General features: G+C 59.3%; 11 protein-coding genes and 1 pseudogene. 8 read left to right on the top strand and 4 right to left on the bottom strand.

Features of this window, described 5'->3' with window-relative positions; all coding sequences use genetic code 11:
• Positions 1-174: 174 nt before the first annotated feature.
• From cas10 to Q0Z94_RS05900, 4 genes and pseudogenes are all read right to left on the bottom strand, one after another.
• Positions 175-2,595, bottom strand: a pseudogene (gene cas10 / locus Q0Z94_RS05915) (type III-A CRISPR-associated protein Cas10/Csm1); the annotation flags it as partial.
• 44 nt (positions 2,596-2,639) lie between these two features.
• Positions 2,640-3,716 carry a CRISPR-associated ring nuclease Csm6 gene (gene csm6, locus Q0Z94_RS05910; protein WP_298068097.1) on the bottom strand — a complete coding sequence of 359 codons (1,077 nt, stop codon included), beginning with the start codon at positions 3,714-3,716 and terminating at the stop codon, positions 2,640-2,642.
• On the bottom strand, positions 3,685-4,572 hold the full coding sequence (cas6, locus tag Q0Z94_RS05905) for a CRISPR system precrRNA processing endoribonuclease RAMP protein Cas6 (RefSeq protein ID WP_298068096.1): 888 nt from the start codon (positions 4,570-4,572) through the stop codon (positions 3,685-3,687). The genes csm6 and cas6 overlap by 32 nt, the downstream gene beginning before the upstream one ends.
• A 418-nt stretch (positions 4,573-4,990) precedes the next feature.
• Positions 4,991-5,383 carry a hypothetical protein gene (locus tag Q0Z94_RS05900; protein ID WP_298068095.1) on the bottom strand — a complete coding sequence of 131 codons (393 nt, stop codon included), beginning with the start codon at positions 5,381-5,383 and terminating at the stop codon, positions 4,991-4,993.
• A gap of 526 nt (positions 5,384-5,909) precedes the next feature.
• On the opposite strand from Q0Z94_RS05900, the gene Q0Z94_RS05895 reads away from it, so the two are divergent.
• From Q0Z94_RS05895 to Q0Z94_RS05860, 8 genes are all read left to right on the top strand, one after another.
• Complete coding sequence (locus Q0Z94_RS05895; protein ID WP_298068094.1) at positions 5,910-6,356, top strand: nucleoside 2-deoxyribosyltransferase; 447 nt, start codon at positions 5,910-5,912, stop codon at positions 6,354-6,356.
• Between the two features lie 6 nt (positions 6,357-6,362).
• Positions 6,363-6,815 carry a translesion error-prone DNA polymerase V autoproteolytic subunit gene (umuD, locus tag Q0Z94_RS05890; RefSeq protein ID WP_298068093.1) on the top strand — a complete coding sequence of 151 codons (453 nt, stop codon included), beginning with the start codon at positions 6,363-6,365 and terminating at the stop codon, positions 6,813-6,815.
• The gene (locus tag Q0Z94_RS05885) at positions 6,796-8,082 is read left to right on the top strand and encodes a Y-family DNA polymerase (RefSeq protein WP_298068092.1); all 1,287 of its coding nucleotides are present in this window, start codon (positions 6,796-6,798) and stop codon (positions 8,080-8,082) included. The genes umuD and Q0Z94_RS05885 overlap by 20 nt, the downstream gene beginning before the upstream one ends.
• Positions 8,083-8,266: 184 nt before the next feature.
• Complete coding sequence (locus tag Q0Z94_RS05880) at positions 8,267-10,498, top strand: AMP-binding protein (RefSeq protein ID WP_298068091.1); 2,232 nt, start codon at positions 8,267-8,269, stop codon at positions 10,496-10,498.
• 391 nt (positions 10,499-10,889) lie between these two features.
• Positions 10,890-12,446, top strand: coding sequence for a 2-isopropylmalate synthase (locus Q0Z94_RS05875; protein WP_298068090.1), 1,557 nt, complete (start codon positions 10,890-10,892; stop codon positions 12,444-12,446).
• A 95-nt stretch (positions 12,447-12,541) separates the two neighbouring features.
• On the top strand, positions 12,542-13,801 hold the full coding sequence (leuC, locus tag Q0Z94_RS05870; protein WP_298068089.1) for a 3-isopropylmalate dehydratase large subunit: 1,260 nt from the start codon (positions 12,542-12,544) through the stop codon (positions 13,799-13,801).
• 24 nt (positions 13,802-13,825) lie between these two features.
• The gene (locus Q0Z94_RS05865) at positions 13,826-14,332 is read left to right on the top strand and encodes a 3-isopropylmalate dehydratase small subunit (protein WP_298068088.1); all 507 of its coding nucleotides are present in this window, start codon (positions 13,826-13,828) and stop codon (positions 14,330-14,332) included.
• A 398-nt stretch (positions 14,333-14,730) separates the two neighbouring features.
• Positions 14,731-15,597, top strand: a complete 867-nt coding sequence (locus Q0Z94_RS05860) for a SurA N-terminal domain-containing protein (RefSeq protein ID WP_366517577.1) — start codon at positions 14,731-14,733, stop codon at positions 15,595-15,597.
• Positions 15,598-15,602: the final 5 nt, after the last annotated feature.

The raw sequence follows: 15,602 nt of genomic DNA, 5'->3' as shown, positions 1-15,602 counted from the left end.
TCCATGTGAGTTCGAGGTTCTTTACGTCAGCGTAGAACTTCCGAAGCTGGGAACTCTTGAGAGGCTGCTCCCTGTTATCCGGATCCGCAAACTTTTTGGCCATCTCTCTGGCCTTGGAATCCACCCATTCGGTTTTCATGGTTTTTCCGTCGTCTTCGTAATACATGCTGCCTCCTATGCAGTCGTGCGTGTCCTGTAGAGCGCCCAGGTAATGGCGATTTCCATCTCTTTGAAGTCTTCCTCATGGCAGAGTGCGTTCAGCTTGTCCCTGTCGTTTGCCGCCATGTTCTTGCTGCAGTTTCGCGCCATGTCGTAGACCATGTGTGAGCGGTACAGCCCCGCGGAAACGTCGCCTCCGGCAAAGGCCCGCGCCTGTCGGGAATACTCGAGCAGCCGGCGCACGAAGCCCTGCGTGACGCCGCCGGACAGACACAGGTCTTCGAGCCATGCGCCCTTTTCTAGCTGACTGGCCAGCTTCGTCCACAGGCAGGTGACGCCGAAGAGGGAGACGGCGTTCTTTACGGGGACGCCGTTTTCCTTACGCCCCTTGGACGCTTCGAGCTGTTCTTCCGCAAGATTCTTGATGGCCCGCATGGGAACGCCGGGCTTGACCAGCGCCACGCCCGCGGACAGCGTGACATCGGGATTGAAGCCGGTGAAGCGGCTGAAGTCGTCATAGAGGCGTTCGGCAAAGCGCACCGCGTCGCTCCAGGGGCCGAGGACAAAGAGATCGTCGCCGCCGGCGAACACCACATAGATGTTCGGAAACTCCCTTTCGATGACGCCGATGAGGTACGAGGAAAAGAAGTGGTGCATCATGCGCGAGAGCATGGCGAAATGCGAAATGGAAAAGCGGCTTCGCCCCCCGGATTCCAGTCCGATGCCGAAAATAAGCCCGAGGTTGTCCACGTCGGCTTTGCAGGCCGCCAGGAACGGAACGGAGCGGAAGCCTTTTTCCGAGGGGATCCGCGCTTCCTCGGCCAGGACGCCGAAGGTCTTCGGCGCACCGCTTTCCTGCGTTTCCCCGTCCTTTGGCATGGTGCGGCGTTCCGTCTGCCAGCGCCTGCTGTCGGCCTCCGTCATGCGGGGCACATAGCCTGCCACAGGGGCGGCGGAAAAGAAGCGGCGATCCTTCAGGCTGAGGATGTCCAACGCCTCCGCGTCCGCGTGTCCGGGCACGGATTCTTCCAGACGCAGGCGCAGGCCGCCGAACAGCGGAAAGCCTTTGCCCGTGCGGGAGAACACGGCATAGCGAGCGTCCGGAAGACTTCTGCCTATCTGCCGGATGAGGGCAGAGCAGATACGGCAGGCCGCTTCGCCGTCCTCGTTTTCCACTGCGGGGCGGACGCCGCAGAAGGGGCAGGGGCCGTGTTCCGCATAGTCGCCGCTTCTGATGCCGATGATGGGCGGAAAGCCCTGTTCCAGCAGGGGCGCAAAGGGGCGCAGCTTTTCCCTTTCCAGCCGGTCGTTCATCTCTTGGAAGACGGCGTGGAATTTGTCCATGACCAGGTCTTCGGCCTTCAGTTCCTGTGTGGCGAAGGTGATGCGCAGCACGCCGTTGAAATATTCCAGCACATAGCGCATGGCCTGTTCGGTAAGCTCGGAGACGGCGCTGCGCACGGCGGGCGTATCGGGCAGCAGGAGGATGAAGCGCCCGCCCGCGTCCATGATGCGCGCCGTGCTGCTCAGACCGCAGCGTTCCAGCAGCGTGAGCCAGATGGATCGGGTGAGCATCTGGAGGCTGAAGGAGCGTGCCCGCAGCAGCTTGCTGGCGCCGCGGTCTCCCTGTTCACCCTGTCCGAAGATGAAGGCCTGTATGCCGGAAAGTTCGCCCCCCAGCAGCAGAAGCGGCGTCTTTCTGAGCGAGCCGTTCCCCTGTGTTCCGTGGTACAGGGCCTGCGCGATGGCCGCGGTGGTATAGCTGTGGTCGAAGAGGGAGACGTCGGCCCGCGTTTTGTATGTCGATGAGGGGATGCACCAGGTAAAGCGCTCGAGCAGCGTTTGCAGAGAGTTGATATAGTGCCTCGTGCCCATGGTGCAGGGCGCACCGTGCTGCCACTCCTTCAGAGTCGCAAGGAAGTTTGCGTACAGCTCGCCGTATGTCGTCTTCTGCGCCTCTTCCTGCCGGACAGGGAACAGGGGAGCGCCCTCCGAGTCCAGAGGCTGGAGCTTGTAGCGGCGCGGGGAGTCGTCCAGCTTTTGCAGCCGCAGGTGTACCTGGGAGAAAACGTCTTCCATGCGGGCGCTTTCCTTCGTGCCGCCGCTGTCGCCCTCTATCCTGTCGCTGCCGGAAGAAAGGCGGTCGCCATCCTGTATGCACAGCTCTTCCCGCGAATCGGAATCGGCACGGTGATGGGCCGAGGCCATGCGGGCGAGCCTGCTGCGGAAGGGTTCCAGCTCCGGCGGCAGGGGGAGATGGTTTTCGATGAGATAATCTGTGTAGAGTACATGCGTGTGGCTGACGCCGCCCGGACAGAATTCCTGCATGAGGTTTTCACTGTACGGCGCGCCTGCGCGCTGGGCGAATTTGCCGATATCGTGGAGGAGTGCGGCCACAACGACCAGCTGCTGTTCCAGCTCTTCCATAAGTCCTCCTGAGAGTAAGTATACGTCAGATTATAGAGTGTTCTTAGCAAGCGTCAACGGTTGCAACGTTGCGAAGCCGTAAAAATCTGCGTTCTGGGGAGGCGCAGACAGTATCTTGCCATGTGCCCGGACTTCAGGGAAACGATGCAGAGCCTCATGCCCGTTGCCGGCCCGAACGCCTGAATCAGGCTGCGCTTCAATTTGGCCAGAGAACTTCTGAAATTTTCGGCAGACAGGTGGACAATGCCTGTCTGCCCCCGTGCCAGAGGTTTTTCTTCCAGCGTCTCATAGATGCGCAGGATGTCGTTCAGTTTCGCGGCCACCTCGGGCCAGGTCATGGCGCATGCAGAGCAGGTTTCGGGGCAGAGGCCATGATTCGCGGGGCAGTCCGGCTGCTGCCGGGCAAAAAAGGCGTACACGGCAAACAGGGACGGCGGGAGGCGCAGGCTTTTGCCCTCGCAGGAGAGGCTGCGCTGTTCATGGTCGAGCATGAGTTGCAGCGGTTTCTGGGGCATACACACATAACTCAGGCTTTCCAGTGTGCCAGGCGATTGCAGGAAGCCGGGAGGCAGATGTTCCCTCATGCGGAAGAAGGGCACGGGCGTGAGCGTCAGAACGCCGGAATCCTGCCTGCCATCGGGATAGAAAAAGGCCGGGTCACCTTCCAGTTCCTGCGGCACAAGGATGTGGAACATGGAATCCTGGGGCCGTGCGTAGCACTGCGCCGCCAGCACCAGGGCGGCGCTCATGGTCTTCCGCCCGCCGGCGATGGAGAAGACAAGCTCGCTGCCTTGCTCACGGCTCAGACGGAACACCGTACTCAGGCAGAGTTCGAGGAAGCGGCGGCTGTCCTCCTCCGTGTGAATATCCGGCACCGGCTCCGGGCCAGGCGGCGTGAGTATGTCTTCCGCACGGAGAAGGTGGGGAGCGCTGCGCCGGAGGCTTTGCAGAAGCGCGGGCAGTCTGCCGTGTTCGGGATCGAGCAGCAGGTGCAGACACCGGGCGCGGCCTTCCTCCGTGGTCAGGATGATGGCGCGGTCGGGAAAGGTCTGTCTGCCGTGCAGCGCGTACAGCGTTTCCGTAATGATCTGGGGATGTTTACCGCACAGGGCTATCAGAATCTTTTTCATCGGGGAACCACTGGAAGCGTATCCGGCCGAGGCCGAAGCTGGTTTGTTTGCCAATATGCACTTCTTGCGCCAGTGTCAGGAAGGGCAGAAAGTCTGCCAGATCCCCATGATAGCGTATGCTTCCCTGAAGGCCGCCAAGCTGCATGGAGGAATTCTGCCGTGAGGAGTAGCGCGTCCAGTCCTTCCAGAACAGGCAGTTCTCCACCGTGTCGATGGTGTCTGCCCTCTCCAGCATGGCAAAGAAATTGTCGATGACGACGCGCTCTTCATCAAGGGCCCAGAGTGCGCGCAGCCGGCGGACGATGAGGTCGATGAGCCGGCGGAACGAGAGTCCGGAGGAGAGGTGATTGTCCGCCTTAAAGCGGCAGGGACTCTCCAGGAATACGAGCAGTGTCCCGAAGCCTGGGGCGGAAGCATTCCAGCCGGGCAGAGAAAGCTCTTCGCCCTGCGGGACGGCGACCCGCAGCTTTTCCTTCTGGAAGATCGACTGCCCCTGATAGAGGATATCCTCGACCTCGAAGGTTCCTCGTGCCTCTGCATCGTTCTTGCCCATGCCCCTCTGCCCGGCGAGGATGACGGCGTGAACAAAATAGGGGAGATAGCTTACGGCGTAGGAAAACAGGGTGAGGTCAAAGGTGAGGCTCTCACCCGCCGCATAGACCGTCTTTCCCGTGTCCGTTACCGTGAGGCTCCAGGGCGGAGGCAGAGAGAGGTAAGACGTGCCCCGCGTGACGCTTTTTCCGAGAAACAGCATGGGGAATGCGCAGTGAGCGGCAAGAGGACAGTCCTCGCAGTGCTGGCGGCGTATGGTGCAGCAGGTCTTTCTGAGGGCCGTCCCCAGGCTCCCGCGCAGCATGGAGCCTTTGTAGGCCGAAAATATTCCGGGGCTTGTCAACCGGCATTGAAAGGTAACAGTCGCTTTTTTCATGGCATGGCAAGGTTGGAGGGTTCAAACTTCTTTGCCAGGGAACAGGAAAAACGCATAAGGTATGCAAAAGGTATCCGCATGGCTTCTTCAGCCTGCCGGACCTTTATGCCATGGAGCGAAACGCAGCGGAAGCGTTCGGGCTTTTACCCGTGCAGCCTCTAAACAAGACGCTGCCCGTTTTCTGTATGGCCGCGCCAAGTTCTTTTCTGCATCCAAAGTGGGACTTTTGTCTGATATTCGGATCTATTTCCTTATCTTCCCTGGGCAGCAACATGTCAAGAGAGCCTGCGTGCGGCGGCGTGTCTGAAGTGGCATGCTTCTGTCTTGAGCAGAACAACGTATTTTTTTATAAAGATTTTTTTTTGTTGTCAGATGGTTTTGAAATAAAATTTGTACCGTAGCAGCGTCCTTTTCTGACAATGCTGTCCGCCAGTCCGGCCTCGATAAGAATCATAAAGCTAAACGTACAGTTGCAGCTGTGACCTGAAGGTGCTCGTGCCGATGAGTCAAACGAATTATCGAATTTTTTTAGAGCTCTTGTCGTAACAAAAGACCCTTGAAAGCGTTCATATGCTTCATACAATTTTTTCATTTTCAAAGGAATATTGCTTTTACCTCTGCGGTAAATAATTTGTTCCTCATTAAAGTGTACTATCGTCGAAGTTCCGCCGCCTGGATTATTCAATGGTGCACGAGGAATGTGACTAAGGATGGTATGTATAAACTCTTCAAAAAGCATTTTTATATCTTTTCCTAAGTCTGTTATGAAAAGGGTTATTATCCAGTATCCTTGCTGATGGTTTTACCACCATATACTTTTTAAGTATACCTGAATGATATTATTTATGTCAAGAAAAATAACAGGTGCAAAAACAGGTTGCGGTTAACATGTTGTTCAGGGAACATTTCCGTCAGTCCTCAAAAAAGGGTGCGACTACATACTCCTTTTCACGTGTTCCCCCACGCGAAAGGATTCAAAATTTGGGGCTGTCCTAGCTAAGAAAAAAGAGCTAGGACACACCCCAAAATTTTCCTGCGGCGGAGAGGTCAGGCTTGAATATTTTTATTTAATATATTGAAATAATAAATCAATATGTATTTGTTCAAACGGTAAGGGCTCGCAGAAATACGAAGGATCACGGAGGGATAGCCAAAAAGCGCCATTTTGGTGAACTTTTGGGGGAGTATACAAGGGCGGCACAGTGGGGTATATTCCAGCAAATCAGGAACACATTCCTCCTATCAGGATTCACGCAGGAGTCACGATGAAAATCTACCAGGCAGGCCCGTTGTTCACCGAAGGAGAAAGACTCTGGCACAAGCATTTTCAGGCCTATCTTGAGGATCGGGGCTACACGTCTGTCTGGCCCGGAGAACTCATCACTTCCCATGATGTCACGGCATGGAAGGAGGAGGCTCCCAGGAGAATTTTTGAGAAGGACAAGGCCCTGCTGCTTGAGTGCGATGTCATCGTGGCGCTTCTGGACGGGACGCAGGTGGACGATGGAACGGCATGGGAAATTGGATTTGCCCACGCCATGGGCAAACCTGTGTTTGGTATCCGGACGGATGTCCGCAGCGGCGGGGAATGCCCCGGAACACCTGTCAACACCATGATCGCGGGCTGTGTCGAGTGTATTGCCAGAAATATGGAGGAACTTGTCCAGGAACTGAGAAAGTTTCAGCTGAAAAGCAGCACACTCGCAAACTGATTGCCCATGGACAACGTTCTGAAATCCTCTGCGCTCCAGCTTGTCGGGGCGGCGGACACAACGCAGGGCCTCCGCGAAGGCCTGCCTCTCTACCTGTCCCCGGTGAAGGCCGGCTTTCCTTCCCCGGCGGAGGACTATGTAGATCGGAAACTTGACCTTCACGAATACCTGGTCCGGAACAAGGCGGCTACCTTTTTTCTGAAGGCTTCCGGCGATTCCATGCTTGAGGCCGGAATCCATAATGGGGACTTGCTCATTGTGGACAGGTCGCTGGAAGCCGCGCACGACCGTGTCGTCATCGCTGCTCTGGATAATGAACTGACTGTAAAAAGACTTGTCCGCCGTAAGGGAAGAGTCTATCTGGTCCCGGCCAATCCCGACTACCCTGAAATTGACATTACCGAGCGTGAGTATATCCATATCTGGGGCGTCGTCACCTATGTCATCCACCAGCTTTAAGTCTCTTTTCCTGCTTATCGACTGCAATAATTTCTATGCCAGCTGTGAAAAGCTCTTTCGTCCTGACCTCAGGAAGAAACCTGTAGTTGTGCTGTCAAATAACGATGGCTGCATTGTATCCCGCTGCAGGATAGCCAAGGCTCTTGGCATACCGATGGGGGAGCCGGAATTCAAGGCGCGGCCTCTTATCCAGAAGTACGGCATTGAAGTCTTTTCTTCAAATTACCAGCTCTACGGAGACCTTTCGGAGCGGGTCATGCAGACGGTTTCAAGTGTTGTTGGAGAGTTGGAACAGTATTCCATTGACGAATGCTTTGTACACCTGGCCCCGGCCCATGTTCCAAACGCCCTGGACATAGCCGCAGAGATCCGTGAACGTGTGCTCCGCTGGACGGGCATCACGGTTTCCATAGGTATCGCACAGACAAAGACGCTGGCAAAGCTGGCCAACCACATAGCCAAAAAGCACGCTTCCGGCATGTTTTTTCTCAACGGGACGGAAGAGCGGCAGGATGCCCTCTTTAAAAGGATACCTGTCTCGGAGGTCTGGGGCATAGGCTCGCGCTCTCGCAAAAAACTGGCGGACTTCGCCATCAGGACGGTGTACGATCTTAAATATGCCAATGATGTGTGGGTCAGAAAAAGGCTGACGAGCACAGGCTGGCGGACCGTGCAGGAGCTTCGCGGCATACCGTGCATCGAGGAAGACACCGCGCCTGTCTCCCGGAAAACCCTGATTTCGTCCCGTTCATTCGGAAGCAAAATCTGTGAAAAGGAGGCACTGCAGCAGGCCGTTTCAGCGTTCGCCTCCCGTGCCGCAGAAAAACTGAGAAAGGAAGGACTGGCGGCAGGAGGCATGGCTGTTCATATCAGGACTTCGGCGCAGCATGTTCCGTTTGTGAGCGATACCGTGCAGACAACATTTGTGATTCCTGCTTCTGACACCCTGACCTTCATCAATGCGGCCAGGGAAGGCATCGAGTGCATGTTCCGTGCGGATACACCTTACGCCAAGGCTGGGATCATGCTTTTTGACCTTATGCCAAAGAGCCATGTGCAGGGGAATCTGTTAGCCTCAGATTCCAGGAATGACGCAGAAAAAACAGCCTTGATGAAATGCCTGGACAAGATCAACGCCATTCACGGGAAGCACTCTCTGCATTACGCTGCGGAAGGCCTTGGCGCACAGCCCTGGCATATGAAGCAAAGACACTGTTCTCCTCATTTTACCACAGACTGGAAGGATCTCGCCACGGCATATGTGTGATCATGCGGCGGGGGCGCTGCTTCAGCGTGACGGGCGAACCCTTTTAAGGTTATGACCGAGCCTGACTTTTCACGCTCGTGCCTCCGGCGGTTAGAGAAAAGCAAGATGCTTTTTGCCTTTCCTGCCTTCCCACCTCTCCTGCGCTTTCAGCCGTCTTCTCTCGACAAGCGGGCGGGAATGGGGCATGATGACCGAAATTTCCCTGCCGGAGGGCTTGAAGGAGCGCACCATGCTTGGCGCCGTCGTCCGTTTTCTGCTGAAGATTATTTACCGCGTCGAGTTGCGGGGGCGCGAGCATTGCCCGGCCCCTGAGGAGCGCTCCCTCATCCTCTACAATCCCGGCTCCATCATCGACACGCTGCTCATCGACGGCCAGATTCCCGGTCGCGTGACCCTCATTGCGGACAGCGCCTTTGAACACAAGTGGTGGATGCGCCCCGTGCGCGCCCTCTTGCGCATCGCCTTTATCGACTTCTCCACCCCCGCGGCCACACTCGCCATGATCCGGACGCTGGAGCGGGAAGGGCGCTGTATGCTCTTCCACAGCGGACAGGTGAACAACGATGCCCGCTTCCGCAAATCTCTCGAAGCAGCGGGCGTCATTGCCGCCAAAGCCGGAGCCGCCATCCTGCCGGTGCGCGTGGACGGAGCTGCGTCCTCGCTGTTTTCCTACGCCCGGCACCGCTCCCACCGCCGCTGGTTCCCGCAGGTCACGGTGACGCTGCTGCCGCCGCAGCGCCTGCTGCTGCCGGAAGGTCTGCCTCCCCGTGAGAGACGACGGCGCATGGGGCTGCGCATGTACGACCTTATGACGGAACTCGAATACCTGAGTTCCGTCCCGCACCGTACGCTTCTGCGGCTGCTCATGGACCGCGTGTCCCAGTCCGGCCGCGGCTTCATCATTGCCGAGGATCAGGATCATGCCGTCCTCACCTACGGCAAGCTCCTCACCGGCGCCTGTGTGCTGGGCAGAGCCTTCCGCCGGCGTTTCCGCGGTGAGGAGCGCGTGGGCTTTCTCCTGCCCACGTCCCTGCCCGGACTGGCGGCCTTTTTCGCGCTTCAGGCCGGAGGCCTTGTCCCGGCCATGCTCAACTTCACCTCCGGCTCCGCGTCCGTGCTCTCCTGCTGCCGCACCGTGGGCCTGACCTCGGTGCTGACTTCCCGCAAATTTCTGAAGCTGGCCGACCTGGAACCGCTGGAACAGGCGCTCAGGGAAGCGGGCCTGCGCCTGACCTATCTGGAAGACGTGGCCCGGGAACTGTCCCTTGCCGACAAGCTCGCCGGCGTCCTTGCCTCGCGGCTGGGCCTTGCGCCTTCCCGCCCGGACACGGACGCGGCGGCCGTGATGTTCACGTCCGGCACCGAGGGCCTGCCCAAGGCCGTGTTCCTGAGCCATCGCAACATCAACGCCAACGGCAGGCAGGCCCTGAGCCTTCTGACCATCGGGGCGGGCGACAAGCTGTTCAACTGCCTGCCCATGTTTCATGCCTTCGGGCTGGGGGTGTGTACGCTCCTGCCCGTACTCGCGGGAGTGCGCGTCTTTCTCTATCCCTCGCCGCTGCATTACCGCATCGTGCCGAAGCTCTTCTACGAGAGTCAGTCCACCATTCTCTGCGGCACGGACACCTTCTGCGCCGGCTATTCGCGCTACGGCCGCCCCTACGATTTCTGCCATGCGAGGCTGATCATCGTGGGCGCGGAGAAAATGCGAGACAGCACGCGCCGTACCTGGAAGGACAAGTACGGACTTGACCTTTATGAAGGCTACGGCGCAACCGAAGCCTCGCCGCTGCTCTCCGTGAACACGCTGGCCAACCGGCGTGAGGGCAGTGTGGGCAGGCTCGTGCCCGGCGTGGAGTACCGGCTTCAGGAAGTGCCGGGCATCACGGAAGAGCACACCGGCCTGCTCTGGGTGCGCGGCGACAATATCATGATGGGCTACATGCGCCCGGACGGGAACGGCGTACTCGAACCTCCCTCCTGCCCGGATTTTGCCATCAGGGATGAAACGGGCCGCGTCACGGATGACGGCTCCGGCTGGTACGACACCGGCGACATTGTGCATGTCGATGAGGACGGCTTCGTCTGCATCCGCGGCCGGGCCAAGCGCTTTGCCAAGGTCGGCGGCGAGATGGTCTCACTCGCTGCCGTGGAAGAGGCACTTAAGGAGATCTGGCCGGATTCCCCGCTGGGTGTGGTCGCCGTGCCCGATCCGAAGAAGGGCGAACAGCTCGCGCTCATCATCGCCGTGGACAACGTGACCACGAGCCGCATCGCCGCGCATTTCGCCAGCCGTGGCCTGTCTCCGCTGTGGACGCCGCGGCGCATCGTGTGCGTCAAGCAGGCGCCGCTCCTCGGCTCCGGCAAGTTTGACTACCGCACGGCCAGAGAACTGGCGGAGAAGGGCACTGCCTGAGTTCGAACGCCTTTTTATAAGGGTGGAGAGCCGGACTTTTCCGCATTTCTTCACAAAGGCCGAAGAAAACGCTTGATAAGGCCGCCGCTTTCCCGTATGGTCAGAACACAGCGTCCCATGAGACGCCACAGAAAGGAATCACGATGAACGAACGCCTCACCGCCAGCTCACTGAAGAATGCAAACTCCGCATCTTCGCTGTTGCTCGCGCTTCTGTGCGGACGACTGTCCGGTCTGCTTCTGCACCCGGATATTTCGTGATTTCTGACGAATAACAGAAACAAGGCTGTTCCGTCGGAAGTCGGGGCAGCCTTTTTTATAACCGGCAGCCCTGGCGGGGAGGAACGGGAAACGCAGGCCCCGCGGCCTTCAAAACACGCAAGGAGAAAACTATGTCCGACCGCGTCATCATTTTCGACACCACTCTCCGCGACGGCGAGCAGTCACCCGGCGCGACTATGGATCTGCCCGAAAAGCTCCGCATCGCCCGCCAGCTGGAGAAACTGGGCGTGGACGTTATCGAGGCGGGCTTCCCCGCGGCCAGTGAAGGCGACTTCGAGGCTGTGAAGGCCATAGCCCAGGCCGTGGAAAACGTGCAGGTGGCGGGACTGGCCCGCGCCAACCTCAAGGACGTGGACCGCGCCTGGGAAGCGGTGAAGCTGGCCAGGCATCCGCGCATCCACACCTTCATCGCCACCTCGCCCATCCACATGCAGTACAAGCTGCGCAAAAGCCCGGACGAGGTTGTGGCCATGGCCGTGGCCGCCGTGACCCGCGCTGCCTCCTACACCGACAACGTGGAATTTTCCTGCGAGGACGCCTCCCGTTCCGACTGGGACTATCTGGTACGCGTGGTGACCGCCGCCATTGACGCCGGGGCCACCACCATCAACCTTCCCGACACTGTGGGTTTCGCCCAGCCCGACGAATACGGCGCACTCATCCGCTACGTCATTGAACACACGCCGAACGCACAGAAGGCCGTGTTCAGCGTCCACTGCCACGACGATCTGGGCCTGGCCGTGGCCAACAGCCTTTCCGCCGTGAAGAACGGGGCGCGGCAGGTGGAGCTGTGCCTGAGCGGTATCGGCGAGCGCGCGGGCAACGCCTCTCTTGAGGAATTTGTCATGGCGCTCAAGCTCCGCCCGGAATATTACGGCGTGGAGTGCAGTATCAACAACGAGCAGCTTTACCCGTCCTGCCATCTGCTTTCGCTTATCATCGGCCGTCCCATTCCGGCGAACAAGGCCGTCATCGGCAGCAACGCCTTCGCCCACGAATCCGGCATCCATCAGGACGGAATGCTCAAGAACCGCAACACCTACGAGATCATGACGCCTCAGGCCGTGGGCCGCAAGTCCACGGACATCGTCATCGGCAAGCACTCCGGCCGCAACGCCGTGCGCACCCGCCTGGAAGAACTGGGCTATCCGCTCAATGAAGAACAGGTGGACGCCGTGTTCCACGCCATGAAGGCGCTGGCCGACAAGAAGGCGCACATCCACGACGAAGACCTTGAAGCGCTGGTCTTTTCCGAAGTCTACCGTATGCGCGTGCCGGATCGCTTCCACCTCAACAACGTCGCCGTGCAGACGTCCATGGGTTCGACCATGCCTGCCACCGCCGCCGTGGTGCTTCAGGACAGAGACAGGGAAGTGCGCCTCGCCGGTTTCGGCGCCGGACCCATCGACGCGGCCTTCAACGTCATTTCTCAGCTCTGCGGCACCAGGGCAGAGCTTGAAAAATTCTCCATCACCGCCATCACCGGCGGCACGGACGCCCAGGGCGAAGTCACCGTTCACCTGCGTGACGGGCGCTACACGGCTGTGGGCCGAGGCTCCGACCTTGACATCATCGTGGCCAGCGCCAAGGCGTACATCGACGCCCTGAACCGCCTCGAACACAAGGAAAAGGACGTTATCAGCTACAAGGAGAACCCCACGGACTGACGGCACGGAGCCGGACTTCCGGCTCTGCCGTTTCTGCGGAAGGGGTTCTGGCGGTTCCCGAACCGCGCTCACGTTTTCTCCTCGGAGGAATCCACATGGCAATGACTCTTGCCCAGAAGATTTTGCAGATGCACACGGACGAGGAGGTCCGTGAACCGGGCCAGATCGTCGAGTGTACGCTCTCCGGCGTTCTGGCCAACGACATCACCGGCCCGCTGGCCATTAAATCCTTCCGCGCCATGGGGGCCAGGAAGGTCTTCGACAGGGATCGCGTGTTTCTGGTCATGGATCACTACACGCCCCAGAAGGACATCGCCTCGGCCAATCAGGTCATCGTGTCGCGCACCTTTGCCAGGGAAATGGGCATTACCCATTATTACGAAGGCGGCTACGCGGGCGTGGAACACGCGCTGCTGCCGGAGCAGGGGCTGGTCAGGCCCGGCGACCTGGTCATCGGCGCGGACAGCCACACCTGTACCTACGGCGGCATCGGGGCCTTTTCCACGGGGCTTGGCTCCACGGACATCGCCTGCGGCATGGCGCTGGGAACGCTGTGGTTCAAGGTTCCCGCCACCATCCGCGTGAACATCGAGGGCGTCATGCCCCGCTGGATCGGCGGCAAGGATCTCATCCTGCGCCTCATCGGTGAGATCGGCGTGGACGGCGCACTGTACCGGGCGCTGGAATTCGGCGGCGCGGCACTGAAGGACGTGGACATCGAAGGTCGGCTGTGCATGGCCAACATGGCCATTGAAGCCGGCGGCAAGTGCGGACTCTTCCCGTCGGACGAGCTGACGGCTGCCTACTGCAAGGCTCACGGCACGCCCGACCCCCTGGCGCTTTCTGCCGATCCCGGCGCAGAATACGAGCGCGTGGTGACGCTGGACGTGACGGACATGGAACCTGTGGTGGCCTGTCCGCATCTGCCGGAGAACACCCGCCCCGTGTCTGAACTCAAAAGTGTTGCCGTGGATCAGGTGGTCATCGGCTCCTGCACCAACGGCCGCATTTCCGATATGCGCGCCGCGGCGGCAGTGCTCAGGGGCCGCAAGGTGGCGAAGGGCGTACGCTGCATCGTCATTCCGGCCACGCCCGCGGTCTGGCGTCAGGCCATGGACGAGGGGTTGTTCGCCATCTTCTCCGACGCCGGCTGCGTCGTCAGCACACCCACCTGCGGGCCGTGCCTGGGAGGGTACATGGGCGTCCTCGGCGACGGGGAACGCTGCATTTCCACGTCCAACCGCAATTTCCGCGGCCGCATGGGCAGCCTTGCGTCCGAACTCTACCTCTCCGGCCCTGCCGTGGCCGCGGCTTCGGCCGTGACCGGCTGCATCACCGGGCCAGATGCCCTGTAAGGGCGCAAACGTTCAGGAGGATCCATGTCTTTCACTGGCAAAGTGCATAAGGTAGGCGCACACATCGACACGGACGCCATCATTCCGGCCCGCTTTCTTGTGACCACGGACGTGAAAAAACTGGGCGAGGCCTGCATGGAAGGGCTGGAACCCGGCTGGGTCAGGCGCGTGGCCCCCGGCGACATCATCGTGGCGGAACGCAACTTCGGCTGCGGCTCTTCCCGCGAACACGCACCGTTCGCCATACTCGGCGCGGGCATCAGGGCGGTGGTGGCGCACAGCTTCGCCCGCATCTTCTACCGCAACGCCTTCAACATGGGGCTTATGCTCCTCGAAGTGGGGGACGAGGTCTCCCGCATCCACGACGGCGACACTCTGGAGATTGACCCCGAAGCGGGCATGATCCACGACCGCACGAACGGCGCAGAGATCCGCATCCCCGCGCTTTCACCCATGATGCAGACGCTTATCGACAAGGGCGGCATGGTCAACTATGTGCGTGAGAAGCTGAAGGAGCGCGGCGAGGACTGAAGTCAAAACGGCGCGGGAACCGAAAGGGCAGGGGGAGCGCGGTTTTTGCAGCATCCCGCTGTGCTCGCGTAAGTCCATCGCTTTTACAGAAAGCCACGGATTTTCTGAAAACCCGTGGCTTTTTCTTCCTTAGACCGCTGGAGACACACACGGCAGCGCGCTTGGAGCGATACTCCCCGGCTGCCGAACCATGTACTTTTTTCAAGAATACCGGTATGTTATTGGTGTAGGTGGAAGGTTTCGGGAAAAGACTGCCTTTGCTATTTGCCAGCGGCGAAAAAACAGGCTATACGGAGACATCACCCTGTCTTCCTGGGAGTACTGCCTTGCGTACCCTTTTTCTCTCCTTAGTCTGTGCAGCCGCGTTTCTTGCGGCGCAGCCAGCGGACGCCGCGCCTTTGTCCCGCATTGTCGCCGTAGTCAACGGTGACATGATTACCTCCCGTGAACTGGAAAAAATCTGCGCCCCGGAGTTTTACGGGCAGAAGATCGATCCCGCCAAAGACCCGGCAAAGGCGGACGCCGTGCGCAAGGCCGTGCTTCAGCAGATGATCAACGAGAAGATTCTGCTTCAGGAAGCCCAGAAGCAGGACATTTCCATAAGCGATGAAGAAGTCGACCATGCCATGGAGCAGGTGGTCAAGGACAGCAATGTCAGCCGCGACACCTTTCTGAAGCAGCTCGCCACGGAAGGCATCACGGAAAAGATGTTCCGTGACCGCCTTCGTTCTCAGATCGTTTCCCAGCGACTCATGTCCCGCAACGTCATCAGCCGTGTTGTGGTCACGGAGGAAGAGGTCAACGACTATTACCGGAAGAACATGGCGGGATTTGCCGCGGGCCGCGCCCGCGTGGCCATGATCGTCTATCCCGTGGAAGCGGACGCCGAAAAGTGGGCTGCGGACATCAAACGGGGCAAGGTTTCCTTTGCCGACGCCGCCCGCGCCGTGTCCGTTGGGCCGAACCCCTCCGGCGGCGGGGATATGGGCTTTGTGGCGCTTTCCGACATGGCTCCGGCACTTCTTGAACAGGTCTCACACATGAAAAAGGGCGAAGTTTCGCCGTTACTCCGGCTCCCTGCCAACTTCGCCCAGGTGGCGCTGCTTGATGTGGAAGAGGGCGGCGGTGATGTCAGCGAGGCCGTGCCCGATGCCGAAACAGCCCGGCGCATCGAACAGATCCTCCGCAGACCGCGCATCGAGGAGCGTTTTAAACAGTACAGCGAGCAGCTTCGCGCCAGATCGCTGATCGAGATCCGTGAGTGAGGTAC

Source organism: uncultured Mailhella sp., from assembly GCF_947631555.1.
In the GTDB taxonomy this organism is placed as follows: domain Bacteria; phylum Desulfobacterota; class Desulfovibrionia; order Desulfovibrionales; family Desulfovibrionaceae; genus Mailhella.
The sequence above is the reverse complement of the archived record's forward strand: the minus strand, read 5'-3'. Positions and strand labels throughout refer to the sequence as shown.

Bases quoted from the DNA above. Each gene is read 5' to 3' on its own strand.
- Q0Z94_RS05865 (WP_298068088.1), top strand. From the start codon at position 13,826: ATGTCTTTCACTGGCAAAGTGCATAAGGTAGGCGCACACATCGACACG.
- Q0Z94_RS05875 (WP_298068090.1), top strand. From the start codon at position 10,890: ATGTCCGACCGCGTCATCATTTTCGACACCACTCTCCGCGACGGCGAG.
- Q0Z94_RS05880 (WP_298068091.1), top strand. From the start codon at position 8,267: ATGATGACCGAAATTTCCCTGCCGGAGGGCTTGAAGGAGCGCACCATG.
- Q0Z94_RS05895 (WP_298068094.1), top strand. From the start codon at position 5,910: ATGAAAATCTACCAGGCAGGCCCGTTGTTCACCGAAGGAGAAAGACTC.
- Q0Z94_RS05885 (WP_298068092.1), top strand. From the start codon at position 6,796: ATGTCATCCACCAGCTTTAAGTCTCTTTTCCTGCTTATCGACTGCAAT.
- umuD (WP_298068093.1), top strand. From the start codon at position 6,363: ATGGACAACGTTCTGAAATCCTCTGCGCTCCAGCTTGTCGGGGCGGCG.
- cas6 (WP_298068096.1), bottom strand. From the start codon at position 4,572: ATGCTGCGCGGGAGCCTGGGGACGGCCCTCAGAAAGACCTGCTGCACC.
- leuC (WP_298068089.1), top strand. From the start codon at position 12,542: ATGGCAATGACTCTTGCCCAGAAGATTTTGCAGATGCACACGGACGAG.
- csm6 (WP_298068097.1), bottom strand. From the start codon at position 3,716: ATGAAAAAGATTCTGATAGCCCTGTGCGGTAAACATCCCCAGATCATT.
- Q0Z94_RS05900 (WP_298068095.1), bottom strand. From the start codon at position 5,383: ATGCTTTTTGAAGAGTTTATACATACCATCCTTAGTCACATTCCTCGT.